Raw genomic sequence first — 24,843 nt, forward strand, 5'->3', positions numbered from 1 at the left:
CTGCATGCGCTTGCGGAGTCTTCTGCGAGAGCCCATGCCGACGAGCGCCAAACAAGGTCTGATGCCTTCGGAGTCGTGGCCTCAACTCATCGATTCGCGAGAAAAGCATCGAATGCAGCAGCAACGGCGCGAACAACAAAGCGGTGCTCCGGCCGCACGCGGATGAAGCCGTTTTCGACGTCCACGATCCCCTCCTCAGCCAGCGTCACCAAACGCTCAACTGAATCGAGAAAACGAGCTGGTTCGATTTCGTGGGCGGCACAGATGGTCGGCACGTCGGCCTCCAAATCGCACATCAGTCGCTCGATGATTGCTGCGCGCACCCGGTCATCGTCGGTCAGCCGGTGGCCCTTTGATGTCGCCAGACGTCCACTTGCGATGTGCCGGGCGTAAGAATCCCGTGTTACTTCGTTCTGAACGTACCCCTCGCCGACTCGGCCAATAGCCGACGCGCCGAAGCCGATCACGGTTTTGCAAGTATCGGCCGAGTATCCCAGCGAATTACGCCGCAGGCGCCCGGTCTTCTGCGCTAGCGCGAGTTCGTCGTCCGGCAGAGCGAAATGATCGAGCCCGATCTCCCGGTAGCCGGCGCCAACCAGTGTCTCGGCGACAGCTGCAGCCTGTTCGGCGCGAACATCGCCGTCCGGTAGACCTGCCTGCTCGATTAGGCGCTGATTCTTTATCACGGAAGGAATATGCGCGTAGCCGAACACCGCAAACCGGTTGGGGCGCATGGCGACCGCAGCCATCGCGGTCTGGATGCAGGACTGCACAGTCTGTTTCGGGAGACCGAAGATGAGATCGAAGTTGATATGGCCAACGCCATGCCGGCGGAGATTTTCGACGGCAGCGGCCGTCTGCACCTTACTCTGGATCCGATTGATCGCCTTTTGCACATCGGGATCAAAGCTCTGCACGCCGATGCTCGCGCGGTTGACACCGGTAGCTGCCAAGGGTTCGGCCATTTCCGGTGTGAACGTTCGGGGATCGATCTCCACGGCGATCGCAGCAGTTTTGCTGAAAGCGAAGTGGCGGCGTAGAAATTCCATCAGCGCCAAGTGCTCGGCTGGCCCGATAAGGTGAGGCGTTCCGCCGCCGAAATGCACATCGCTCACCGGCAGCCCTTGCCGAACTTGCTCCGACACCAAACTGATCTCCTGACGCAGCACGCCAAATAATTAAGGATCGGGCCGTTGCGACGGGTGACGGCGGTAGGGAAGCCGCAATACCAGCACATGGATCGGCAAAACGGAATGTGGAAATAGAGCGACACCGATTCGTCGGCCGGGAGGCCCCCCAGCCATTCCTCATAATCGTCAGCACCAACCGCCGCAGAGAAGTCTGGCACAGTCGGATAGATGGTATACCAAGGCGGCCGGGGGTCCCGGTACTTTGTCAGGATTGAGGTGTGCAAGGAGCTGTCGTCCCACGTCGCTGATCCATCATTGTTTCGTTGCGCGCTCGTCCTGTCTCTGACCTAAGTCAGTGCGTCCCGCTTTCTCCGCGTTTTCAAGGCGGAGGCGGCGATGTCGCAGTCTCGCTTGGACAGGACGGTATCAACCGAGCGCGCGTGCCATGGTCCGCCTGAGGTGATGGTGCGGTGCCGCATTCAACGTTTGAGTACGTGACGCCGATGCAGTGTGCTTGAGGCGTCTGCGGAAGAACTTTGCAATGCGAAATTCATGTCCGACGCCAAACGTCGCAACGCACCTGTCAAGCCTCGGTCAGACGCCATCCAGGTCCAGCCAGCGGCCTTCCCTGCCGGCCGAAAAACCATACCGGCTTTAGCCACCGAGACGCTCTAAAGCTGACGTCCGCTCATTTGATGAAAGGAAGGCGCCGCTAGGGGGTGCACAAGGCTCCCCAGCTTGACGTCGCTTCGAGCGATGAGCGGCGGTGTGGCTTGTCGTCAAGCGCCGGGCAGCGTGCCCCCTACCGATATCCCGAAAAGATCGACCAAGATCGCCATCCCGACGCCACACGCGGTCTGGATGAGGCCGACCATGAAAATGCGATTGGCGCGTTCGTAGATGGGGCGGCGCAAGGAACTCATGTCGAGCAGCATGGACAGCGCTCTCATCTGCAGTGCGATGCCGAGCAGGATCGGCACTACGGCGAACAGATCGTAGAGTTGCCATGGCAAGGGGTTCGCCGCCCAATGAGTGAGGAAGCCGAGCGAAAAGGCAAGCAGGATACCCACGGCAGTGATTGTGCCGTTGCGGAAAATGGTCTCGATCAGTTCTTCCTTCGGATCGTGCTCGTCCAAGCGGCTTCCTTTCGTTGCTCTTTCCGTCGAGACTAAGTTCTCGAGAATGCTGTTCATCGCCAATTACTCGAGGCGAGCCCTAGGCAACCGTTTCAGGGTGCGATCCCTTCTCGCTATCGGCCGCGCAATGTACCTGCACGGCGAACTTACAGCGGCGAAAAGGTGCTTCGGCCACCATGCGACACATCGGACGTGGACGCCCTCTGTTCCTGGCGCAGCCCTTGCGGACCGCACGCGCGCAGTAATCCTTCTCGGTAGCGCATGAAGCGGCCTCCGTTGCGGTCAGACGGGAAGCCGTCGCTGTTAAACGAGACTGTCACATATCGAACATGGCGAACCGTGTCGCACATTGCTTTTCGCAGTGACCCTCAAAAAAAGTGATTCCAGCGAGACGAAGGCGCGTCGGCCCAATTTTGGTGTCGGCCGCATCTACGCTTCAGGTTGGCATGTCGCTTGCTGCTCTATTCCGAGGCTGCAGCGGTCTGACCGGAGTGTTTCACATATAAACGATAATGAATCTCCTAGCAGAAAACACTATTCTAAGTACATGTGGCTTTTACGCTGGATAACCTCCCATGTCAAGCGCTTTTACGTCCACAAATTGGAGACAACACGCACAAAATTTAGAGTAAAGCTTGCTCTTACGCCTCTATCCTTTTTATTCCTTCATGGAGATCTAGACATGTACATCAAGATTCGTCTTCTCGGCTTAACTGCTCTGATCGCCGCCTCCGTCGTTCGAGCAGCTGGCGCCGAGCGGGAACCGGCCGAGTACATCAAGATCTGCGACGTCCTCGGCTCGGGGTATTTCTATATTCCCAACACCGAGACCTGCCTGCGCATCGGCGGCTATGTCCGTTATGATATCGGCCTGGGTGATGTCCGATCGTATGACAGCGCAAGAACCTCGGATGTGAGAACTGGCGAGGACCAAGGCACTTGGCGAAACAACACACGCTTCACGTTCAAAACTTGGAGCGGCCAGCAGACCGAGCTCGGCGCGTTGACGACTTATACCGAAACCCACGTGAATTTTGGCAATAGCGCTAACTCGCGTGACAGTCCTCAGAACTATGGTTTCAACAGCGGCCTCGCACTGGCTTCTGCCTGGGTCGAGCTGGGGGGCCTGCGAGTTGGCAAGGACGGGTCGGCCTTCGATACGTTTGTAAGCTACGCTGGCAACGTTCTCGATAGTATGCTCGTTCGGTCGGCCGGCTTCGACACCAACGTGGCTCAGTACTACTTCGACGCCGGCAACGGCATTTCGACCGTGATTTCGCTCGAACAAGGATCGGGCTCAGCCGGTACTATCGACAGCTATATTCCGCACGTTGTCGCCGGCTTGAAATACACGCAAGGCTGGGGCTCGATCACCGGCGTCGCGGCTTATGACAGCAACTACGAAGCTTTGGCCGGCAAGATCCGTGTCGACGTCGCTGTCACAAACCAGCTGTCGCTGTTTGGACTGTTCGGCTACGGTTCCAATGGCAGTCTCAACGAGGACTCAAACGGCGCAATCGCCAATCATGTGCGCGGCTCGTACAAAATCTGGAACGGCCAGTGGGCTTTCTGGGCGGGCGCCACCTACGAGTTTGACGAGAAAACTTCGTTCAACTTTCAGGTCTCGAGTGATCAGCTCAAGAATTCTGGTTTGGCTGCAAACGTCGTCTATATGGTCGTTCCTGGCTTCACGGTCACAGCCGAGGTCGATTACGACCGCTACGGCAACTTTGGCGTCGGCCCTGCCGACCCTACCACCGTCAAGGGCACGAGCAAGCCGAACAGCGTCGGCGGCATTCTCCGCTTCCAACGCTCATTTTGAAATCTCTCCAGCCGCGAGCATCTCTGGCAAAGGCACTTGCCTCGACAACGCACGCATAGAGAGCTTCTTTCGCCATCCTTGAAGTCTGCATCGACCGTCCACGGCCCATCGTACCAACTTGAGACTGAAAGGGGTGAGCCCTGTGTAATACAGCCTAGCCCTTGACCTGCCCAATGAACCGGCCAGGGGTGGTCAGTTCAAATTCGGGGCCGTTTAGAGGGCAGTGTGAGGCCGTGTCAGGTAAGTGCCACTGCTATGTCGGGACCGCGACACGCCTGTCGCTGTGGATGGCTGGAATTGCCCTTCGCGGCGCCATTCATTCTCTCAACATTTACGTGATAATGCACGCTTAGTCCGATCCGCGTGGCAGCACCCATCCTAGGTCGCTATCGGGTGGCCTTAAACCTGAACAGCTCCATCGTCGCGGCTGCTGCCGAAGCAGGAGCAATCACAGGGACCCGCACTGGTGCTTGTCAGCCGTCTGACCCGCTACTTCGTCTTAGGAAGAGCATTGTCTTTGCCAAAAGCCGGCCAGTATTTCGAGATTGCCAGTGTGGCGCCGGCTGAAGAGAAATGACCATAGTCGAAATACATAAACTCTCCTCTGTCGGAATAGGGGCAGCGTCCTGCGCTGCACAGGAATTTCAGCGGATCGATGAATGTGGCGCCTTTGGTAAATGAGCGCACACGTTCGTTGATGCCGGGGTCCATCGCCATCGGCCAGGACGTATCGTCCAGATTTTGGCGCTTGGCGAAGAACGCAATTTTCCGGACGTCAGTTGGGAACTGCGGAGACTGGCCGATGACAAACACGCGCACGCCCAGGGCACGAAGCGTATCGATTGTTTGCTGAAGACCGTCGAAGCCTCTGACCTCATAGTCACTCCATTTACCGCTGAGGATAACCGTCTTGATGTCCGCTTCCAAGATGATGTCCAAGGCCTTGCGATTGAACCGGACACAATCAAGACGAGCGTAAGAGTAGTAAGAGAGTATCGGCGGGCAGCCGGCGTACGTATATTCCACGATGTTCGCCTGCAACCGATTTATGTTAGCACCCAGGCCGGAAACATAGTGCGCGGCGAAGGAGTCGCCCCACAAAAAAACCGTTGTTGGAAAACCGCGAGTGCGCGTGCAATCCTCCATATTCCAGCTTTCGATCCGGCTGGTGCCCTCGTTGAAACAGATGCCATTCCTCCAGTCCCCGACGGAAATGCGCCGCTGGACATAGTCCGGAAACCGTTGCGGAAAGCCGTTGCCGAGCGCCCCCGCCGCTCCGCCGGCACAAAGAACAACGATCGCGAGCGCTGAAAAGGCAAAGATAGGCCCCGGGGCGGTGAAGGCCCTCTTCTGTCGAAACGGCTGCTCTACAAACTTCCAGGAGAATGCAGCCAATGCGAGGCTTGCTACCAACATCGCACCGGTCATCAAAGGATCGAGTTTTTGGAACGAAAGATAATGCGCGAACGCATTGAGCGGCCAGTGAACAAGATACAAAGAATACGAGATGAGCCCAATCCAGACCAGCGGCCGGACTTCGAGCATGCGGCTGGCGACCGTCGAGGGGGAATTTTGGCCAACATAGATCAGAAGGGCCGTTCCGATGCATGGATACAAGGCGTTGTAGCCTGGGAACGGGTCGCTCTCCGAAAGCGCGAAGAACCCGATGGCGAGAAGGCCAAATCCGGCCAACCCCACCGACTCCATCAGGAATCTGTTGCCCAACGGCGGGGGGCGTTTGAGCATGAGCAGGGCGCCCAACATGAGTTCCCAGATTCGGGTCGGCAGCAGATAGAATCCGGCGGTGGGCGCCAGCGATGTCGCCATCACCGCCATTACGAAGCTGCAGAGAATTATCGGAAGAAGTGTCGTCAGCCAGCGCTTCCCGATGTAGCGATAGATTAGGAACATCAGGATTGGGGCGAAGATGTAGTACTGCTCCTCTACGGAAAGCGACCAGGTGTGCAACAGTGGTCGAAGCGCGGCATCGATCGAGAAGTAACTTGACGTTTTCCAGAAAAAAACGTTCGACCAGAAGGTCGAGGCAGCTATGATGCTAAGACCGAATTCGCGCAGATCCGATGGCAGAAGAATGAACAATGCGGCAATGCAGGTGAGAAGCATCACAAAGACGAGAGCCGGCAGAATGCGCCGGGCACGGCGCCAGTAGAAGTTGACGATCGAAAATTGGCCGCGTTCAAGGTCATCCAAGAGGCTTCCGCTGATAAGGTAGCCGGAGATGACGAAGAAGATATCAACCCCGCTAAAGCCACCCGGGATCGCCGAAATTCCGAAATGAAAGAGTACGACCGGAAGTACAGCAACAGCCCTAAGGCCCGCGATATCGCGCCTATATTGCATCCAGCGGTTCCTTTGATTTTAGATCAGGACGAGATTGGAAGCTTTCAATCTCCGGTAGGAGTGCTGCCAAGATAAGGGCCGGTATCAGCCACCTTTATCCGTCCCGAACGTTCTGTAAGTGGCAACTGGTACAGAAGCACGATCGCCATCGCCGGACTTGACGGCCTGATTGTCGAGCAGATCGCGCGGATCGTTGACCATCACGGCCAGGTTAAATCCTGTCGAACAACCAAGCGGCTGTTTGAAGGATTCTTCATTGGGTAAGGCACCATATGAGGGACAGACCGGCGGACGGGCGTGATAGACAATCGCCTCAATTCGCACTGAGCCGGCGTCGTGTTGATCGAGCAATTGAATGTTGTCTGCTTCGATTGCCAACTGCCTGGCCTGATGGGCTACCCCTGCGCTGAGCTGGGGCGAACCGCTGATGAGGAGGTGGAGGGCATCGAATCGGCCGCGACTGGCCTTGTTTAGGAAATCACGCAAACGCTGCCGTTCGGAAGCGCGCAGGCTTTGCAACGTCAGGAGGGTGGTCTCCTCTCGGACAAGCATTGATGCCGATGGTTCGACATCAACTGGCGTAGTGCTTGTGCAGCCACTTACGCTTGGTGCCAGAGCGACAAAGAGGACTATAAAACGCAACATCATTGGACGACACTATTCGATGATGAAGCCGAGACCGCCCTGGGCGCTTGGCGCGCCCGCACGGATAGCAGCGCGGTCTCGCGGGGGACTTGCCACGGAATTCGTCGGAGCGCCCCCTCCGTTCAAAGCCGGTGCCGCCCGCTCCGTAGGTGCGCTCATCTGGTTTGGGTTGGAGCCTGGTCTTACAATGTAAGGCGTAACTAGAATGACCAGTTCTGACTCCTCTTTTTGAAACGAGGACGAGCGAAAAAGCGGTCCCAGGATCGGCATTTCTCCGAGCCAGGGAAAGGCCCTGACATCATTGTTGACGTTCCGCCTGATTAGACCGCCGATTGCGAAGCTCTGCCCACTGGCGAGTTCGACGACCGTATCGGCTCGGCGCGTGGAAACTGCCGGCACGGAAATTCCGTTGATTTGCACGGCACCTTGCGTCGACAGTTCACTGACTTCGGGCGTTACGTGAATGTTGATTTGATTGTTGCTGAGAACTGTCGGCACAAATTCCAGACTGACGCCGAAGTGACGGAATTCAACCGATACCTGCCTGTTTTCCTGCAGGACAGGAATGGGAAATTCGCCGCCAGCTAGAAAGCTGGCTTTTTCACCCGACATAGCGGTGAGGTTCGGCTCAGCCAGGACGGAAGCTATATGCTCCTTGGCGAGCGCGTCGAGAACCGCGCTGACGTTGACGACACCGTTGTCGAATCCGATTTCTGCTGTACCGCCACCCTGGGTTGAACCAGATCCAGCGCTTGCACCGCTTCCGCTTAGAACGCCCACTTTGAAATTGCCGATTTGACCGAAGGCGGACAGGTTGACGCCAAGTGACTTCATGGCGCTGCGTGAGACTTCGGCTACGCGCACGCTGAGGTTAACTTGCAGGGATCCAGCGACCTTGATGTTGTTGACGACTTGCGCTCCGTCGCCCAGATATTGCTCAGTGACTCTTTTTGCGGTGTCGGCGACCTCTGCGTCGGGCGCCGTCCCGCTAAGGATTGCGCCGCGCGGCGTATAGTTGACGCGGATGGGATAGTCGCCGACCTGCTCCCGCAACATGGCGCGTAAATCCCCGATCGGTTGCGTGACAACGATACGCAATTCGGCGAGAGGCTCGCCGTTGCCGTCCAAGGCGAATAGGCTGGTCCGCCCCGATTTCTTGCCAAAGACGAAGATTGTTTTGCTCGATGGTGCCTGAAAATCCGCGATCGTCGGGTCAGCAACAAAGATGGTCGTGGCTGGCGCGGGCAGATGAACGGTCTCCCCGAGCGAAGAGGAAAGGGTCAGCGTGGCATTGATGCTATTCGAAGCCGCACGCGGCGCGCCTTTGTCCTGCTTGTTTTGCGCCGCGACACCAAGTGGGAAAGTCACAATAAGCGCGCAGAGGAGATGGCCCAGGTAACGGGGCACTGCAGGTCTCGGAACCTTGATGGCGATCGCCCGCCAATTGAGCGCAGGGCAAGGATGTTGAAGGATCAGCAAAATAGATCTTCTTTCGATTCGACAAACTATGCGGATGACGCGTCAGTCAATTCTAGAATGTAGCCAATGCCACGGATGGTCTTGATCCGTGGCGTTGCACCTGATCTGGTCAGATGTCCACGTAAACGATAGATTCCGACTTCAAGCGCGTTGGCAGACACGTCGTCGTTGAACGAATAGAGGTGATCTTCCAACTGCGCACGGGGCACGATGCGGCCTGCCCGGTTAAGCAGATGCTCTAGAATACAGAGTTCGCGACGTGCGATCATCATTGGGTGCCCAGCAACGAAAACCTGCCGGGCGACCGGATCGAAGTTGAGATTGCCAAATACGAGCCTCAGGTCGGTCATCTGTGACGCCCGGCGCAGAATGGCTCTCATTCTGGCGATAAGCTCATCGGTAGAGACGGGTTTGAGCAGAAAGTCGTCCGCACCACCGTTGAAGATCGCAATTCGCTTATCGAGATCGTTAAGGCTGCTCATAATGACGGCAGGAACTGAATGCCCGTGGGTCCTCAACTGCCTCAGCCAACCCAAGCCATCGCCATCTGGCAGAGCCAATTCCAGCAGGAGAATTTCATAGCTGGCGCAAGAAAATGCACTCGAGGCCAGTTCCAGAGTACCAACGACATCAACGACGAAGCCGCCATCCCCGAGCGCAAGTCGCATGGCGCGCGCAAGATCCGCATGATGATCCACGAGCAGCGTTCGCATTTCATCTCCTATCGAAGAGAGACGCGTCACCGGCGGCCATCTGATCGGAGCACACGGCGCACAACTCGTCGCATCTCTCGGAACAGGTCCGAGTTGGAGGGACATGCAAGTCGCTCGGTGGCAATAGGCGCGGGTGAGGACCAACTGACGGGCTCAAATACGCCGGTCGGCGAACCCACGACGCCAGCAACCCGCGTGCGATTTCTCGTTGCATCATCTCTCCTACGTGCAGCCCCTGCGCTCGCAAGGCAGCGTCGCGGCCCAGAGCCCGATTCCCACAGAGGGTAGGGTTAGCTTTCGAGAAACTGATTGAACAAATCGATTATTTGGATCGAATGCATCCACGGTATGGATGCAGCGCCGCATCTTCAACGACTGCGGCTTCCTGATGGATTGTTGTGTCTGTCGTGCTCTGCTATTTCGCTGTCCTTCAAGGCTGGCGAGTCTGGTGGAACCTGCGCGTCATTGGCTGTGGTAGCTTGATGCTCAAAAATGGAGCGCCCCGCGGAAAGCCGCTCTCAGATTTCCAAAAAGCCTTGCTGGTCCAAAAGAGCACTTCGCATCTCGACACCAAAATGGGCGAGGAAAACTGACGTCTGACAGGGATGTGTATGCAACAGCCGATTTGCGGCACCAGGAAACGACCGCGTTCAGGCTGGAGATCGACGACCAACGGCTCCTCGATTTCCGCATTCAGGCCACGACGATCGACCGCTTTCCAAGCTCTTCCTGTGCGGGCGGATGCCGGCAAACAGCAGCACAGGGTCAGGGAAACCGCGAGCGGGCCTGCTTGATCGCCATGATCACATTGCCGCTGTTGCGCGTGCGGACCGGAATGCATTCGGTCCAGCCGGTGGCAATTTCGGTCAGCACCATCGTCTGCACGAAGCTCCCCGACCAAGACGTGCCCGAATGCGCTCAACAAAGCCGGGCGGCGGATCTTTCCAATCGCCGAGGTGCGGGCTTGCACCGAGCGGCGAACTGCCGAACTCATTCCTGCCCGGCGGCGCTGGCCGCCGCGAGCGACGATGCGGACCTCAGCCGCTCCGAAGCCTCCCACAACACGATGAGCGCCTCGCGGACATCGCTGCCGTAACAGCGGCTGCGGCTCTTGCTCGCAGACGGCCTCTGCTCACGACGGTTCATAAGACGGATCGCGCGCGCTTGCGATAATAGCCGATTACCGCCCCGAACTCATTCAGAATGCGCCGCTTGTCAACGCCGCGATAACGCTCCACGATCGCCGCTTCAGTTCCGACCGTGTCGCCATGCTGAGCCGCGCCATACTTCCCCCGAACCGGAATGGCACGACCTGTCCAATGCGGCTCGTTGCCTTCGTTAATTCGCTGACCGGAAAGGTACCGGAAGTCGTCTAACGCATCTTACCCGCTGAAACGGCGGCAACACCTCGACCTCAATCGCAGATCTTAGGAAATAGACGATCGCGTGGGGGCCTGTGAGCATCCGTTCACCGGATTTCCGTCATCGGCTGAGGCGAATTGCCACCATCGACCGTTATCGGATGGGCCGCGATACGTCGCCGTATCATGATTAGGGGGCGCACCTAGCGGAGCCATAGCTCTCCACCCAGCCATGTTCCCCTCGTTGGAAGATGTCCGGCGGACCAGAGGGGTGCTGTCCCGTCAGCTTTTCCTGAAGAGCGGCCAAGGCAATCCCTACCAATCCATCACCACCTTCCCCGAATTGCCGCTCTTCATCGCCTCGAAACCGTCGAGGTAGTCATCGACCCCGATGCGGTGTGTGATCAGGCCCGACACGTCGAGAGGACCCTGCACCAGCGCGATCATCTTGTACCAGGTCTCGAACATCTCGCGGCCGTAGATGCCCTTGAGATGCAGCATCTTGAAGATGACCTTGTTCCAGTCGATCTCGAAGCCGGTCGGCGCAATGCCCAGAATGGCGATCTTGCCGCCATTGTTCATGGTATCGATCATGTCGCGGAAGGCGGGGGCTGCGCCCGACATTTCGAGGCCGACGTCAAACCCCTCGGTCATGCCGAGCGCCGGCATGACGTCGCGCAGCTTTTCCTTCGAGGCGTCGACGACATGCTGGACGCCGAGCTTTTTCGCCAGTGCCAGCCGCACCGGGTTGATGTCAGTGATGACCACTTTGCGCGCACCGACGCATTGGGCGACGAGCGCGCCCATGATGCCGATCGGCCCGGCGCCAGTCACCAGCACGTCCTCGCCGACCAGATCGAAGGACAATGCGGTGTGGACGGCATTGCCCAAGGGATCGAAGATCGCGGCAATCTCATCGGGCACATCGTCGGGGATCGGCACGACATTGTGCTGCGGGATCGCCAGATACTCGCCGAACGCGCCCGGACGGTTGACGCCGACGCCGAGTGTGTTGCGGCACAGATGCCCTCGCCCGGCGCGACAGTTGCGGCAATGGCCGCAGACGATGTGGCCTTCGCCCGATACACGCTGGCCGACCTTGTATTCGGTGACCGCTGCGCCGAAATCGGCAACGGTGCCGACGAATTCATGGCCCGTCACCATCGGCACCGGCACCGTCTTCTGCGCCCACTGGTCCCAATTGTAGATGTGCACGTCGGTGCCGCAGATCGCCGTCTTCTTGATCTTGATCAGCACGTCGTTGGGGCCGATTTCCGGCACCGGCACCTCTTCCATCCAGATGCCCGGTTCGGCCTTGGCCTTCACAAGCGCCTTCATCATGTTCGACATCAGGATTTCCCTATTCCGTGATTGCGCTTCTGGCGAGATAGCCTGCACAACGGGAAGGTAGGCCACTAACTCGTTTGAACGTCCGGAATGGTCAGCCCCGCCTGCTCGGCCTCGCGGCGCAAATTCTGACGGGGCCTGGGGCCGATCTGCTGGATCACCAATCCGGCTGCCAGTGAGCCAAGGTCGCCGCAGGTCTGCAAGTCACGGCCTTGCGTGTAGCCATGCAGGAAGCCGGCGGCATAGAGATCGCCGGCGCCCGTCGTGTCGATCAGCTCCTTGATGGCGGTCGCCTTGATCACCACGGTCTCGTCGCCGCGCACGATCACCGAGCCTTTTTCCGATCGGGTCACGGCGGCGATGCGGCAATCCTTGCGAATCTGCGCCAGCGCTTCGTCGAACGACGCCGTCTGGTAAAGCGATTTGATCTCGTGGCTGTTGGCAAAGACGATGTCGACGGTACCCGAACGCATCAGCTCGAGGAACTCGTCGCGGTAGCGGTCGACGCAGAACGAATCCGACAGGGTCATCGACACTTCGCGGCCTGCCGCGTGCGCCAGCATCGCCGTCTGGCGGATTGCTTCCTTGGCGCGCGGCGGATCCCACAGATAGCCTTCGAAATAGGTGACCTTGGCGCCAGAGGCCTTGTCCGCCTCGACATCCTCAGGCCCGAGCTCGACGCAGGCGCCGAGATAGGTGTTCATCGAGCGCTCGCCGTCGGGCGTGACGAAGATCATCGAGCGCGCCGTCGGCGGTTCACCCTTGAGCGGCGTGGTGTCGAAGGCGACGCCTTGCGCATGGATGTCGTGGGCGTAGATTTCGCCCAGCGCATCGTTGGAGACCTTGCCGAAGAAGGCGGCGCGGCCGCCAAAGCTGGCGACGCCGGCCGCCGTGTTGCCGGCGCTGCCGCCGGAGGCCTCGATCGCCGGACCCATGCGGCTGTAGAGCAGCTCGGCGCGCCTTGTGTCGATGAGGTTCATCGCTCCCTTGATGATGCCGTTGGTCTCGAGGAATGCCTCGTCGCACTGGGCGATGATGTCGACAATGGCATTACCGATGCAGAGCACGTCATAATCCGCATCAAAATCTCCGCCAAAAACCCGAGCCGGCTTCTTGCCATGCCGGCCGGGCGTGGTCTCGCGAGTTGAAATGGGTTGCCGCATGCGCTTGATCCAGCCGCCCTCACGCAGCTGCCGGTCCTGCTTCACGCAGCAAATCGTCAGCTTTGTCCGTCTTCTCCCAGGTGAACTCAGGCTCTTCACGCCCGAAGTGTCCGTATGTCGCCGTCTTGCGGTATATCGGGCGTAAGAGATCAAGCATCTTGATGATGCCTTTCGGTCGGAGATTGAAAACCTCGAGAACAAGGCGCTCGATCCTTTTTTCCTCGATCCTTGCGGTTCCGAAAGTATTGACCATGACAGAAACCGGACTGGCCACGCCGATCGCGTAGGCAAGCTGAACCTCGCAGACCTCCGCAAGGCCGCTGGCAACGATGTTCTTCGCGACATACCGGGCGGCATAGGCCGCCGAGCGGTCAACCTTGGATGGGTCCTTGCCCGAAAAGGCACCGCCGCCGTGACGCCCGGTCCCACCGTAGGAATCGACGATGATCTTCCGTCCTGTGAGGCCGCAGTCGCCGGCAGGCCCACCGACCACGAACCGCCCTGTTGGGTTGACCAGAAATCTGATCCCCGAAGTATCCAGGTGGGCCGGCAGGACCGGTTTTATGATCTCCTCAATGACGCCTTCGCGGACCGTGGCTTGTGAGACCGCTTCGTCATGCTGCGTCGACAGGACTATGGTATCCAGCGCCACCGGGCGGAGCCCTTCGTAGCGTACGGACACTTGAGATTTCACGTCCGGACGCAGCCAGCCAAGCTGTCCCGCTTTCCGGACCTCGGCCTGTCTTTTCGTCAAATGGTGAGCGAGTTGGATCGGCAGGGGCATCAATGTATCCGTCTCGTTGCATGCGAATCCAAACATGATGCCCTGATCCCCTGCCCCCTGCCCGAGATCCTGCCCTCGTCCTTCATCAACGCCCTGGCTTATGTCGGGCGACTGCTCGGTGAGGGCCAGAACGACGGCGCAACGTCGACCATCAAAGCCAATCGCATCATCGTCGTAGCCAATATCGAGTATCGTATCGCGGGCGACTTGGCTGTAATCGATGTGGGCATGGCTGGTGATCTCGCCAGCCACAACGACCATCCCCGTCTTCACCAACACTTCACAGGCGACGCGCGCCTTCGGATCGGTGCGCAGGACCGCATCGAGAATGGCATCGGAGATGTTGTCTGCCATCTTATCGGGGTGTCCCGCGCCGACGGATTCGGAAGAGAACACGAACTGCCTGGTCATAAAAATGCCCTCGCTTCAAGTGCTGGAGTTAGTGAGGAGTTTCTGGATTGGGGTGGCTTATCTGTCGGGGATGCCGGGAACATCGAACGCAGTGCAGAAGTCGGCAACGTCTCTTCGTACGCTCGCATGAACTTCCTGGTCATCGGGCTGGCGGCAGACCGAGTCGATGAAAGCGGCGATCTGCACCATCTCCGTTTCGCGCATGCCCATGGACGTCACCGCTGGCGTCCCTAAGCGGATGCCGCTTGTCAGCGCCGGATGCCGCCGGTCGCCCGGGACCATATTGAAATTCGCAATGATGCCTGCACGCGATAAGCGCTCCGCATAGGCTTTGCCTGACAGCGGCCGGTCCCGAAGATCAAGGATCAGCATGTGATTGTCAGTGCCCCCGGTGACGAGTTCATAACCTCGCTCCAGAAGCGCCTGGGCCAGAGCCTTGGCGTTGTGGACGATCTGCTGACCGTAGACACGAAAGGACGAGTTCGCTGCTTCCTGCAAAGCGACGGCAAGCGCGGCGATAGTATTCATATGCGGTCCGCCTTGCAGAAGAGGGAACACGGCGCGGTCTATACGTTTGGCCAGATTGTGTTTGCTCTTCGGATGATGGAGGGGCTGATAACGGTCTTCATTCCTTGATAAAATGAAGCCACCCCGGGGACCGCGGATCGACTTGTGAGAGGTGCTGGTGACCACATCGCAATGGGGCACGGGGTTCGGATGCACTCCTGCGACAACCAGGCCGCTGATGTGGGCGATGTCAGCCACCAGATACGAGTTCACCTCCGAAGCAATTTCGGCCATTGCCGCGTAGTCAAAAATACGCGGATAAGCAGTTCCGCCGACCCAAATTAGCTTCGGGCGTTCCCGCTTGGCGGTCTCGCGCAAGTGGTCATAGTCAATTTGCTGTGTCTTTTCGTGCAGCCTGTACGGGACGCGCTGATAATCGCTGCCGGAAAAATTGACGGACCAACCGTGAGTCAGATGGCCGCCTTCGGGTAAAGGCAAGCCCATCACTTTGTCACGGGGGCTCAAAAGCGCGCGATAGACAGCCTGGTTGGCTGGCGAGCCTGAATAAGGCTGGACGTTGGCGTGTTCACTGCCAAATAGCGCTTTCAGGCGCTCGATCGCGAGGGTCTCAAGCTCATCGACGATCTCGTTTCCGGCGTAGTAGCGCGCACCGGGGTATCCCTCGGCATACTTGTTGGTGAAAATCGACCCGGTCGCTTCCAACACCGCCGAGGAGGCAAAGTTCTCGGAGGCGATCAGTTTGAGAGTTGTCCGCTCCTGGCGCTCCTGTCTTAGAAGCAGTTCGCGAACGCGGGAGTCGACGGCGGCTAAGTGAGGCCGCCCGTAAGTGTCGGGCTGCGCGATGGCGCCGCCGGCGGAGTTATCCATGGTAGTCGCGCTCCATTTGGACTGATCTATTTCACGATCAAGCAGGCGGTCCCTTCAACCGCGCGTCTTGTATTGCTTCCAGGCGTTGTAGGTCTCTTTTATGATGACCATCATCGTGGGGCAGGAGATCGACCACCAATTGAGCCAGCCCGCCATCCTTGCCTCCTGCTTGCATATGGTACGAAGACTGCGGACGTTGTTCGTTGCAGCAAAGAAAGTTGGCTCTGACCAGCCGCCGGACGTGGCGTCGAACCTGCTCGCGAGGCAGACTGGTAATATCGGCCAGCTCGCCGACGGTTAGATCCGCATGCGCGCAAAGGCCCAGGATTCGAAGGCGATCAAGATGCGCTGCCGTCCTTACGCGATTTACCAGTGTCAACATTGGTTGGCATCAACCCGGACGGGATGCAGCAAGCCGCTAGCCCTTCTATCCCCATCAATCCGCATGAGATCTCTTCTCGTCATTTGCTGTAAATCCGCTGGTATGGATGCTAATGGAAGATGGATCACAGTCCTTTCTACGACTAAGACGCCAGATATTGGGGCTAATGTACCACCTGACAGGAGACTACGCTCACGAACATTATGTGAATTTTTTTTAACGTTGCTGAGAATCAAGGGTGAGGTTTGGCGAATGTCTCGCCGTCGACTGTCGAATCCTGCCCGACGGGATTATGGGGTGCGTAGCCTGCTTGTCCTTTCCACATGACCAGCGACGATGGGGCGAAGGCGGCAGACATAGCTCTGGAGCATGCTGCGGTGTCTTTGGCCTGAAGCCGAGGAAGGCGGACCGTGGCTTCCGCGCCGCTGCCGGGAGCCCCCGAACAGGCCAAGTGGATCAGCCGGGTGTTGCCGTCATAGAGCGTGAGACCCAAAGCTGGCCAGCCGCGCCCTGAGGCTGACGCACCGCTCAGCGTCCACCTTGCTCTCGAAGCCCATCGGCATAGCGCCGATAACGACTTGACCGCGTGCGTGTCGACGAGCGATCGGTGAGCGCAAGGATCGAGGGTGCAGTGCAGGATAATGCTGTTTTAAATCAGCGCTGTTTTCAGCCGACTGCCTTGAGCGTGGGCACAAGGATATAGGCCGCAGGAGATCATCGTCTGGCTGTTCGGGAGGCCGCCCTGGGCGCGCGACAGCCGTTCCTTCGGCTGCGCCAGCTCCGCCACCATCCGCGCCGTGCCTTCCGGAGACCATTCCCGCTGCCGGCCGGCGCCCGTGAAAACCTCGACCCGGCGCACCGGCTCGAGATGGCTGGGCTCAGCGTAACTCTGAAGTCGTCATATACCGAAGCCTTCACAGACTTCGGACATCTCCCTCACAGTCCGATCAAGATGGCGTCAGGAACACCGCTTGCGTTGATGCGGATGAACCCCTGCTTGTGCCACAATGACCCTTATCTCAGCGCGCGAGCCAAAGCTTCCGCGCAAGGCGACGGCTAGGATAAGGCAATGCCGACGAAGGGCACATTGCTTGCCACACTCTGGAATGATGGCATGCTCGGAAGGCCTAGGTTTTGCTCAGGGCCGCCTGCAAGGCGCGCTTGGAGGTTATTCACATAGCCTTCTGCGTAGTCCTGCGCCGTCGAGACCGAAAGATCAATGCCTGCCGCCAAGGCCTCTTCCATCAGGTGCTTTACGAGCCCATTTCGAATGGCCAGCTTGACCTCGGGGCCTGCGATAAGGCCGATCGCCTGCGCGGCCATATTGAGGCCAGCTTCCTCCAGCGCTCGCTTCATATCGCCTCCGTTAATGGCCGTACGCAGGAGATTGGCTGCTTGCGACTCAGCCTCGAGAACCATCGAGGCAAGATCGGCTACTTGTCCGAGGCCCGGAATGAAGCTGAGCAGTCCCACCGCCGTTGCCGCCAAGTCGAGCACTTTCGTCTCGATTTTGAGCACGGAGTCGACGACGTGCATGACGGCCCCGCCGTTCTTTTTGGCTGACTTAATGTCAGGCTGGTCCATCAGGCCCATCTTCATGTCCGCGACGGCATTCTGCTCTTCTGCGGTTTGGGCGCCGTGGGTGATTGGCTGCTGAACGTTGCGGTTCGCAGACGACATGTTTGTGCAAAAATGGGCAAAGTCTTTTTTGCTGATATTGCCGGAATCAACCGTATGCCCGCCGCCAAAGTCGAAGAATTTATGATGGGTCTTATAGCCCGTGATCGAATTGTTCAGGAGGCCAAACAAAAGAGGATCTGAAAGGAGCTGAGAGGCTGCTTCCCGCACTTTCGGATCAAGGCTCTTGTCGTCTTTCATTTTCGCCAGTTTGTCGCGAGTCAGAACACCGCTTCCAAAGAACGTGTCCTGATGGTCCTTGATCATCTCGACCGTATTCAGCTCAGTTTGCGTGAGGCTCATCGACGATGAGGCGACTTGCAGGAAATCCTCTTTGTGCATCTTCCCTTTCGAGCCACCGCACAACTGGTTCCAAGCATCGGGGTGATCGAGGAAATATTGCGCCGCCGCAATGACCTGGGGCGGAAATTTGCCGTTTTTCGATTCGCCGCCGACCATTTTCTTGAACTCATCCAGACTCAGGTCCTTGGACAGATTTTCGGAGTACCGGTAAAACTCCCGCAAGGCATCGCTCAAGGTCATGACCGAAGGCTGCAAACCTCCGCTGCCGTCGGATGGTATGTAGTTCTGCTCGTAGCTTTGCGCTTGGGCTTCCTGAAATGCAGCAACTTGTGGGTGGTGGTTTGAAAATCCGGCCAAGTCCTTGGCGTTGATCTTGCCTCCACAGCGGCCGTCGCCCTGCGAGCCAATCGCATAAAAAAGTCCCGAATCCTGCTGCAGTCCCTTGATCGCCGCTTTCAGATCCGGTGGCGTAGAGGGATCATTGGCTTTCTCGGTCAACGACTTCCAACTAAGCGGGCATTGGTCCTTGTGACGGTTGAGTACCGCAACAATCTGCAACTCAGCCGTGGTCAGCGACCCACCGTTCCACGTGATTCCGGGGCTCGGCCTGGGAGCCGGCTCGATCTTCGGGGTGACGCGGAGCAGATGTTGGGCTTCAGTCGCCTTGGAGCGTTGCGATTGGTCCTCCTTGAGAGCCGCCCTCATATGTGGCGGCAGCAGATCCAGTGGGTGTTGCTCCAAGCCCTTCAATGTCGATTCGACATCCGGTGCCAGATGGCCCAAAGGGTCCTGCCGCAATTTATCCATTGTCGAATCAAGATTCGACGTTGGCAGATCCCCTTGCGCGAAAGAGCCGGGCTTGTTTGCCAGCACACAAGTGGACAGCATCGCTTCGAAGCACGATGCACTTTGCTGATGCTGGGTCGCAAAATGGGAAACTTTCAGGCCCGGCCAACCCCTTGCGGACTGTAGCGAATTTGAGCGGTAGAAAGTTGAAAGATTGCTGGCCGACATTGTGCATCCTCAGACGTGACGTTGAAATCCCCACAAGAGACCCCGACAGAAGATCCCTTGCGTTTCACAAAATTCGACAATTCCAAGCGTCGGCAGGTCACGAATGCGCCTGCCCTGCCTTCAATTGCTGTGTTCCGGGCCGGCTCCAAGGTTCGGTCCAACACAATGGCCGGAGTCACCGCGAGAGCTGCCGGGACTCATCATGAGCGGATTAGCTTTCGAGAAACTGACGAGTTTGCGAAGAGTTCACAAAGGGGTAGCCGCAGTCATGTTCTTCAGAGCTGCGGCAAATCCTCAATGTTCATTTCTTGCCCAGCTCAGGCTTCCCGCCAACGCTATCCTGTTGTGGGATGTCAGAAGAATAAGAAGCATCCGGTCGTCCGTCGCGAACGACCGTAGTGGAGGAGCCGCGAAACAAGATCAGCACTGATTCCTTTGGCGTGGCCGCTATGTGAGTCTGCGCCTGCGCCTCCGCCACCAAGCCGTTAAAGGTCTGCTCCACGAGTGCGACGAAGCGCGGTGGACCGGAAACGAAGACGAGGCCATTGCCTGGCACGGGTTTGACCACATAGCGCTCGTCGGAGATATCAAGCTTGTCGAGAGCCCCCTTGAACGCATCGAAGCGAATCGACGTCATCAAAAGCATTCGAGTTTGCGATTCTTGTGCAGCAGACACATAGAGCACAAGGCCGTCATAGTACCATTGGAGACCGTAAAGGTTCGTCAAGCGGTCGAGGAACGCGCGCGGTGGCAAATCAGGCATACGTCCGCGAATTCGCCCCTTCACCGCAGGACTGATGTTGACCCTGATATTCAGGTTGTTGCCGAATTCCTGCAACGCTGCAGCGAGTTCCTGATCCAGAACCGTGTATCTATAGGGTGTCGCCGGAAGGGACAGCGGGACTGCGTGCGCCGGGTGAATCCCGGTGGACAGAAAAAACCCGGCACAGAGAAGTCTCAAAACATGCAGGGTGACGGGTTGGATAAGCGTTCTCGGCATGTCGCACTGATAAACCAAACGCTGAAATCATCACAAGTGACTAAATTGCCGAAGAGATTTTAGATGTCGAAATGACGCCGCCGTTAGTCAGCTTGTTGTCAGCTTGCCCCCCTAGGAGTGTTGCGCCGACACCGGGTGATGAATGGGCGGGGCCCGCCCGGTCAGAGAGAGCAACCGAGTCCTTACATGATGATGCCTGTCACGTCGATCTCTGCCACTCTAACGGCTGGCCTCCCCAGGGTCGGATCACCGTCGATTGTCGAGCAGGCCCAGTTTGAGCGCGCCTTAGGGCATGCAGCCGACTCGCTGAAAAACAATGCCGCCGCGGAGCCAGCGAGTGCGGCGCCAGTTGCTGCGGCGATGGATGTTCAGCGCGCGGCTGCGCCGACGAGCGGCATGGGCGATCGCGTGTTGCAGACGATTTCCTCCCTATATCCACACAACACTGTTTCCTTCCCCGCGCTCGACCATGACATAGCCCTTTCGAAGGGCGCTCTACCGGGACCGGCGCAGAAGCTTCCCGTCGCAGGTGAGGCGGGAACCGGAATCTCGGGCATTCCTCAACAAGGGCAAGACTTCGAAACGATGATGGCTGGTCTTCGGGATGTTTACAACGGCGTCACCCAGGTGGCGCTTATCTCCAAAGGCGTCAGCGGCGTCACATCATCCGTGAATAAACTTTTGAAGGAAGGCTGAACCGCGCGCATGATTGGCTTGGCCGAGGGCGAAATCATGCGTGGCCTGTCAGGGTGGCGGTCGGTTAGACTTGTCATGCTGCTAGTTCTCGTCGCCCTCAGTGCTTGCAAAACCGACCTCTACACGCAATTGCAAGAGCGTGAGGCAAATGAAATGCTCGCACTTCTTGAAGACAACGGGGTCGCCGCGATCCGGGTGGTCGCCAAGGATGGGACCAGCACGATCCAGGTTGACGAAAAGCTGCTCGCCTTCTCAATCAACCTTCTGAACGCCAAGGGGTTGCCGCGCCAATCCTTCAAGAACCTCGGTGAGATATTCCAAGGATCAGGCCTGATTGCCTCGCCGACCGAGGAGCGTGCCCGTTACGTGTATGCCCTGAGCGAAGAGTTGTCGCGGACGATCAGCGATATCGATGGCGTTTTTTCTGTACGTGTTCACGTCGTGCTGCCGCATAACGACCTTGTGCGAGCCGGCGCCACGCCATCCTCGGCCGCGGTGTTTATCAGGCACGACGCCAAAACAAATGTCGCGGCTCTGCTGCCAAAGATAAAGATGCTGGTAGCCGACAGCATCGAAGGCTTGTCCTACGATAAGGTGGAAGTGGTTTTGGTGCCGGTAGAACGGTCCGCACACGAGCAACGGCCCGATCCGACTGCTGTTTTGCCACAAGCATCAACACCTCTTCCTGCGCCAATTCTGGCGACCGTGACAGGTTTTGCCGCAGCCGTATTCGCAGTGGCCTGTTATCTCTTGGTCAGCGTTGCTACGCGTCGGCGCAAGCAATCAACCGGCGTTTCCAAGGTCGAGGGGCGCCGGGATGCTTCTGCTGTCGAGGCCATTCGCAAAAGAATGCCTGCAATTGGACGTGGGTGACATCTCATTGCCAATGCCTATACAGACCGCCCGACCTGATGGTCCGCACCAATTGCGTTTTCCGGGCGCGAGCGAGCTTGCGGCTTCGGCCCATCCGACCCGTCTAGCGGCGCGTCTTGATCCAGCGTTATCGGCAGAAACGTTAGTGAAGTTGCAGAAGTGTTCCAGACTGCATCCAAGGCTGGCAGAATTGCTGGGCAACTATGACGTGGATCTGAACCACATCGGCTGCAGGCCGGACCTTCTACGCGGGCACGATCCATATCGAGCTGCCCTTCTTGCTGGTAGTATCTGGCATGCCCGTTCGCTGGTCGCGTTTGTCTCTCAGCCTGAGCTTGCCATCCTTGTTAAACGCATCGGCGTGGATGCACACGCATTCGGAATCCGACACCTGCTGCATGCCGTTGAGAACAGACTGATCGCGGACCCAGAAAAACTCGCTCAGCAAATCGAATACGATGGACATGCATGTCTTGGGGCTTGGCTCCAGGACAGTTCAGCGACCGAGCGTAACCGCGTGCTTCTTCGGTTGCCCGAGGGGACTGCCGCGGAGACTCCAGCACCTGAGCATTGGACCGCCGCCGGCCAATTGCTTTCACTTGTACTAGCTCATTTTGAGACAGAGACCCCGGTGAAATGACAGCCGAACTTTCCGAGGGGCCAATAGCGCCGCAGATGCGTCCAATCGGACCACTGATACCCGCGAGCGAGCTCGAAACCTGGCACAGCGCCGCGCAAGCGCTTGCCGCGGCAGAACGGCATCGGCAGCGCGTTCGAAACTGGGCACGCGCCGTTTACCAGCGGGCGTGGGTGCGCGGCCACATGGAGGGCTCGAATGCAGGCACCGAGGAGATGGCAGGGCTGATTGCGGAGACAATCTCCGAAATCGCGCGACGAAAGGCGGCTCTGGAGCAGGAATTGCCGCAGCTCGTGATGGAAATATTGAGCGATCTTATCGGCGCTTTCGATCCGGGCGAGCTACTGGTGAGGGCTGTTCGTCACGCCATAGAGTGTCAATACAGCGGCGCCGAAGTTTGCCTTCATGTTTCTCCCATGCAAGTCGACATGCTTGCACGAGAGTTTGCTCGATGCGACGGCCAGGATGGTCGACCAAGGGTGCGGATCGAGCCCGACCCGACGTTGTCGCCGCAACGGTGCGTGCTGTGGAGCGAGTACGGCAATGTCGACCTGGGACTTGACGCCCAGATGCGCGCGCTGCGCCTTGGTTTCGGGACGCTATGTGAAAAAGGCGAGCTATGAGAAAGCCCGTCCCAGAACATAACGCTGACGCCGACACTCGAGCTCTCGTTCCAGCAATCTCGTCTTTGAGGGCTGCGGCCAAGCGAATTGACACGCGTGCGGTGCGCGGTCGGATCACGCGGGCTATCGGCACACTGGTTCATGCCGTCTTGCCAGATACTCGTATTGGGGAACTTTGCCTCCTAGAGGACCCGCGAACCGGGCTGTCGCTCGAGGCCGAGGTGATCGGCCTGTCGGGTGATGGTGTATTGCTGACACCGATCGGGGACTTGGTGGGCCTATCCAGCCGCGCAGAGGTCGTGGCCACTGGCCGAATGCGTGAGGTGCCCGTCGGCGGCGATTTGCTCGGTCGCGTGATCGACAGTCGTTGCCGCCCATTGGACGGCAAAGGCGAAATCAAGACCGTCGAAACTCGGCCCCTGCATGGCAGAGCCCCCAATCCGATGACGAGGCGCATGATTGAGCGGCCATTCCCGCTTGGGGTCCGTGTCCTCGATGGTCTGCTGACGTGCGGCGAGGGCCAGCGGATCGGGATTTATGGCGAGCCAGGTGGTGGCAAGTCGACGCTGTTGTCACAGATCGTAAAGGGTGCCGCCGCTGACGTCGTCATAGTGGCGCTCATAGGCGAACGTGGACGGGAAGTTCGTGAATTCATCGAAAGGAATCTTGGTGAAGAGGGCCTTCTCCGTACGGTCGTCGTGGTTGAAACCTCCGACCGCTCGGCGGTGGAGCGTGCGCAATGCGCTCCAATGGCGACTGCGCTCGCGGAATATTTTCGCGATCAGGGCCTACGCGTTGCTCTCATGCTGGATTCGCTGACGCGCTTCTGCCGCGCTATGCGCGAAATAGGCCTTGCTGCGGGTGAGCCGCCGACGCGACGGGGCTTTCCTCCTTCCGTTTTTGGCATGCTGCCAGGCCTGCTCGAGCGCGCCGGCATGGGTGAGCGGGGCTCAATCACGGCCTTCTATACGGTGCTTGTAGAGGGTGATGGCACGGGTGATCCAATCGCCGAGGAATCGCGTGGTATTCTCGATGGCCATGTCATCCTCTCACGCGCTATTGCGGCGCGATCGCATTTCCCCGCTATTGATGTGCTGCAGAGTCGCAGCCGCGTCATGGATGCAGTCGTTTCGGGGACACATCGCAAGGCAGCATCCATTTTCCGCGAGCTCCTATCGCGCTATGCCGAGACCGAGTTCTTGATCAATGTTGGCGAATACAAGCCAGGTGGAGATCCCCTGACTGACCGGGCCGTCGCGTCAATCGACGAACTGAGGGAGTTTCTGCGCCAGAGCGAAGATGACGCGTCAGATTTCGAGGAGACGGTCGCATGGATGTCGCGTCTGACCGCGTGAACTGGGTTCAGTCTTCGAGGTTACGGCTTCTGAAGGAAATGCAAGAGCGTCGTGCCCTTGGCGAGCTGTCCAAGAAGGAAGCCCAGCGCGATGTGGCCGCCTCAGCCGTACAAAATGCCGCTAGGGAGCTTGCAATGATACAGCAACATTGTTCAAGAACAGAAGCAGCGCTCTATCAGCATCTGATGTCACTCGACAACTTGTCTAGCGCAGCGCTCGACCGTCACCGCCTTCACACTGAACAGCTTGCCGCTGAGATCACTTCCAGACGGCAGATGCTTGATGATGCCCAAATCGCTCAAGAGGAGGCTGAGATGGCGGCGTCCAGGACGAGGGAGCTATGGGTCATATGTTCGGCGGCAAGGGACAAATGGCAACAAATCGAGGACGACGTGCGGCGCGCCGTCGAGACTCATTCGGAGGCCGCAGCCGAGATCGAGGCCGACGACGAGATACTGCTGAAATATGCGAGGGGGTCGCTTGCCTAAATGCCGCGCAACCGGATCCGACAGTCGCAAGAGGTCGTCCGAATGACA

Annotated in this window: 20 protein-coding genes and 1 pseudogene; 7 read left to right on the top strand and 14 right to left on the bottom strand. The window is 58.3% G+C overall.

Annotated features, from left to right (window positions below; all coding sequences use genetic code 11):
• Positions 1 to 86: 86 nt before the first annotated feature.
• A pseudogene (gene hemN, locus BLT09_RS19700) lies at positions 87 to 1,414 on the bottom strand (oxygen-independent coproporphyrinogen III oxidase).
• A 495-nt stretch (positions 1,415 to 1,909) separates the two neighbouring features.
• The gene (locus tag BLT09_RS19705) at positions 1,910 to 2,266 is read right to left on the bottom strand and encodes a hypothetical protein (RefSeq protein ID WP_091595902.1); all 357 of its coding nucleotides are present in this window, start codon (positions 2,264 to 2,266) and stop codon (positions 1,910 to 1,912) included.
• A gap of 682 nt (positions 2,267 to 2,948) precedes the next feature.
• Here BLT09_RS19705 and BLT09_RS19710 point away from each other — a divergent pair.
• The gene (locus BLT09_RS19710; protein WP_091595823.1) at positions 2,949 to 4,088 is read left to right on the top strand and encodes a porin; all 1,140 of its coding nucleotides are present in this window, start codon (positions 2,949 to 2,951) and stop codon (positions 4,086 to 4,088) included.
• Positions 4,089 to 4,577: 489 nt separating this feature from the next.
• On the opposite strand, the gene BLT09_RS19715 is transcribed toward BLT09_RS19710, so the two are convergent.
• From BLT09_RS19715 to BLT09_RS19730, 4 genes are all read right to left on the bottom strand, one after another.
• On the bottom strand, positions 4,578 to 6,449 hold the full coding sequence (locus BLT09_RS19715; protein WP_091595825.1) for an acyltransferase family protein: 1,872 nt from the start codon (positions 6,447 to 6,449) through the stop codon (positions 4,578 to 4,580).
• 84 nt (positions 6,450 to 6,533) lie between these two features.
• Positions 6,534 to 7,097, bottom strand: a complete 564-nt coding sequence (locus tag BLT09_RS19720; RefSeq protein WP_029354878.1) for a CpaD family pilus assembly lipoprotein — start codon at positions 7,095 to 7,097, stop codon at positions 6,534 to 6,536.
• Between the two features lie 9 nt (positions 7,098 to 7,106).
• Positions 7,107 to 8,528 carry a type II and III secretion system protein family protein gene (locus BLT09_RS19725; protein WP_051695798.1) on the bottom strand — a complete coding sequence of 474 codons (1,422 nt, stop codon included), beginning with the start codon at positions 8,526 to 8,528 and terminating at the stop codon, positions 7,107 to 7,109.
• Positions 8,529 to 8,599: 71 nt separating this feature from the next.
• Positions 8,600 to 9,286, bottom strand: coding sequence for a response regulator (locus tag BLT09_RS19730; RefSeq protein ID WP_029354874.1), 687 nt, complete (start codon positions 9,284 to 9,286; stop codon positions 8,600 to 8,602).
• A 607-nt stretch (positions 9,287 to 9,893) separates the two neighbouring features.
• Between BLT09_RS19730 and BLT09_RS34335 the strand changes: the two genes are divergently transcribed.
• Positions 9,894 to 10,382 carry a hypothetical protein gene (locus BLT09_RS34335; protein ID WP_164747350.1) on the top strand — a complete coding sequence of 163 codons (489 nt, stop codon included), beginning with the start codon at positions 9,894 to 9,896 and terminating at the stop codon, positions 10,380 to 10,382.
• Between the two features lie 580 nt (positions 10,383 to 10,962).
• On the opposite strand, the gene tdh is transcribed toward BLT09_RS34335, so the two are convergent.
• The 7 genes from tdh to BLT09_RS19775 all read right to left on the bottom strand — a co-directional run bounded on the left by tdh (position 10,963) and on the right by BLT09_RS19775 (position 20,123).
• Entirely contained in the window at positions 10,963 to 11,997 is a 1,035-nt protein-coding gene (gene tdh / locus BLT09_RS19740; RefSeq protein ID WP_091595827.1) for an L-threonine 3-dehydrogenase, read from the bottom strand.
• 65 nt (positions 11,998 to 12,062) lie between these two features.
• Positions 12,063 to 13,202, bottom strand: coding sequence for an adenosine kinase (locus BLT09_RS19745; RefSeq protein WP_236370636.1), 1,140 nt, complete (start codon positions 13,200 to 13,202; stop codon positions 12,063 to 12,065).
• Positions 13,177 to 14,352, bottom strand: a complete 1,176-nt coding sequence (gene metK / locus BLT09_RS19750) for a methionine adenosyltransferase (protein ID WP_063169265.1) — start codon at positions 14,350 to 14,352, stop codon at positions 13,177 to 13,179. The genes BLT09_RS19745 and metK overlap by 26 nt, the downstream gene beginning before the upstream one ends.
• Positions 14,353 to 14,409: 57 nt before the next feature.
• Positions 14,410 to 15,747 (bottom strand): serine hydroxymethyltransferase, encoded by a 1,338-nt coding sequence (locus tag BLT09_RS19755; protein WP_091595829.1) that lies wholly within the window; start codon positions 15,745 to 15,747, stop codon positions 14,410 to 14,412.
• A 37-nt stretch (positions 15,748 to 15,784) separates the two neighbouring features.
• On the bottom strand, positions 15,785 to 16,129 hold the full coding sequence (locus BLT09_RS35680) for a helix-turn-helix domain-containing protein (RefSeq protein WP_091595831.1): 345 nt from the start codon (positions 16,127 to 16,129) through the stop codon (positions 15,785 to 15,787).
• Positions 16,130 to 17,185: 1,056 nt separating this feature from the next.
• Entirely contained in the window at positions 17,186 to 19,123 is a 1,938-nt protein-coding gene (locus BLT09_RS19770; RefSeq protein ID WP_091595835.1) for an HrpF/NolX family T3SS translocon protein, read from the bottom strand.
• Between the two features lie 301 nt (positions 19,124 to 19,424).
• A complete protein-coding gene (locus BLT09_RS19775; protein WP_091595837.1) occupies positions 19,425 to 20,123 on the bottom strand; it encodes a secretin N-terminal domain-containing protein in 699 nt (232 codons plus the stop codon).
• 186 nt (positions 20,124 to 20,309) lie between these two features.
• Between BLT09_RS19775 and BLT09_RS19780 the strand changes: the two genes are divergently transcribed.
• Together BLT09_RS19780 and sctJ are read left to right on the top strand one after the other, a co-directional pair.
• Positions 20,310 to 20,819 carry a nodulation protein NolB gene (locus tag BLT09_RS19780; RefSeq protein ID WP_029354864.1) on the top strand — a complete coding sequence of 170 codons (510 nt, stop codon included), beginning with the start codon at positions 20,310 to 20,312 and terminating at the stop codon, positions 20,817 to 20,819.
• 9 nt (positions 20,820 to 20,828) lie between these two features.
• Entirely contained in the window at positions 20,829 to 21,692 is an 864-nt protein-coding gene (gene sctJ, locus BLT09_RS19785; RefSeq protein ID WP_091595839.1) for a type III secretion system inner membrane ring lipoprotein SctJ, read from the top strand.
• 244 nt (positions 21,693 to 21,936) lie between these two features.
• On the opposite strand, the gene BLT09_RS35500 is transcribed toward sctJ, so the two are convergent.
• Complete coding sequence (locus BLT09_RS35500) at positions 21,937 to 22,158, bottom strand: hypothetical protein (RefSeq protein ID WP_029354860.1); 222 nt, start codon at positions 22,156 to 22,158, stop codon at positions 21,937 to 21,939.
• Between the two features lie 170 nt (positions 22,159 to 22,328).
• On the opposite strand from BLT09_RS35500, the gene sctL reads away from it, so the two are divergent.
• The 3 genes from sctL to BLT09_RS19805 are packed head-to-tail and all read left to right on the top strand — an operon-like array spanning position 22,329 to position 24,795.
• Positions 22,329 to 22,952, top strand: coding sequence for a type III secretion system stator protein SctL (gene sctL, locus BLT09_RS19795; RefSeq protein WP_091595841.1), 624 nt, complete (start codon positions 22,329 to 22,331; stop codon positions 22,950 to 22,952).
• On the top strand, positions 22,949 to 24,307 hold the full coding sequence (gene sctN, locus BLT09_RS19800) for a type III secretion system ATPase SctN (protein WP_024505372.1): 1,359 nt from the start codon (positions 22,949 to 22,951) through the stop codon (positions 24,305 to 24,307). Before sctL ends, sctN begins: the two co-directional genes overlap by 4 nt.
• On the top strand, positions 24,283 to 24,795 hold the full coding sequence (locus BLT09_RS19805) for a hypothetical protein (RefSeq protein WP_091595843.1): 513 nt from the start codon (positions 24,283 to 24,285) through the stop codon (positions 24,793 to 24,795). Before sctN ends, BLT09_RS19805 begins: the two co-directional genes overlap by 25 nt.
• The last annotated feature ends 48 nt before the right edge of the window (positions 24,796 to 24,843 follow it).

It is taken from the genome of Mesorhizobium muleiense, assembly GCF_900099905.1.
GTDB classification, from domain to species: Bacteria; Pseudomonadota; Alphaproteobacteria; order Rhizobiales; family Rhizobiaceae; genus Mesorhizobium; species Mesorhizobium muleiense.

Coding starts and splice junctions, on each gene's coding strand:
- BLT09_RS19770 (WP_091595835.1), bottom strand. CDS start 19,123: ATGTCGGCCAGCAATCTTTCAACTTTCTACCGCTCAAATTCGCTACAG.
- tdh (WP_091595827.1), bottom strand. CDS start 11,997: ATGTCGAACATGATGAAGGCGCTTGTGAAGGCCAAGGCCGAACCGGGC.
- BLT09_RS19780 (WP_029354864.1), top strand. CDS start 20,310: ATGATGATGCCTGTCACGTCGATCTCTGCCACTCTAACGGCTGGCCTC.
- BLT09_RS35680 (WP_091595831.1), bottom strand. CDS start 16,129: ATGTTGACACTGGTAAATCGCGTAAGGACGGCAGCGCATCTTGATCGC.
- BLT09_RS19730 (WP_029354874.1), bottom strand. CDS start 9,286: ATGCGAACGCTGCTCGTGGATCATCATGCGGATCTTGCGCGCGCCATG.
- BLT09_RS19755 (WP_091595829.1), bottom strand. CDS start 15,747: ATGGATAACTCCGCCGGCGGCGCCATCGCGCAGCCCGACACTTACGGG.
- metK (WP_063169265.1), bottom strand. CDS start 14,352: ATGACCAGGCAGTTCGTGTTCTCTTCCGAATCCGTCGGCGCGGGACAC.
- BLT09_RS19775 (WP_091595837.1), bottom strand. CDS start 20,123: ATGCCGAGAACGCTTATCCAACCCGTCACCCTGCATGTTTTGAGACTT.
- sctL (WP_091595841.1), top strand. CDS start 22,329: ATGACAGCCGAACTTTCCGAGGGGCCAATAGCGCCGCAGATGCGTCCA.
- BLT09_RS19720 (WP_029354878.1), bottom strand. CDS start 7,097: ATGATGTTGCGTTTTATAGTCCTCTTTGTCGCTCTGGCACCAAGCGTA.
- BLT09_RS19710 (WP_091595823.1), top strand. CDS start 2,949: ATGTACATCAAGATTCGTCTTCTCGGCTTAACTGCTCTGATCGCCGCC.
- BLT09_RS35500 (WP_029354860.1), bottom strand. CDS start 22,158: ATGTCCATCGTATTCGATTTGCTGAGCGAGTTTTTCTGGGTCCGCGAT.
- sctJ (WP_091595839.1), top strand. CDS start 20,829: ATGATTGGCTTGGCCGAGGGCGAAATCATGCGTGGCCTGTCAGGGTGG.
- BLT09_RS19805 (WP_091595843.1), top strand. CDS start 24,283: ATGGATGTCGCGTCTGACCGCGTGAACTGGGTTCAGTCTTCGAGGTTA.
- sctN (WP_024505372.1), top strand. CDS start 22,949: ATGAGAAAGCCCGTCCCAGAACATAACGCTGACGCCGACACTCGAGCT.
- BLT09_RS19715 (WP_091595825.1), bottom strand. CDS start 6,449: ATGCAATATAGGCGCGATATCGCGGGCCTTAGGGCTGTTGCTGTACTT.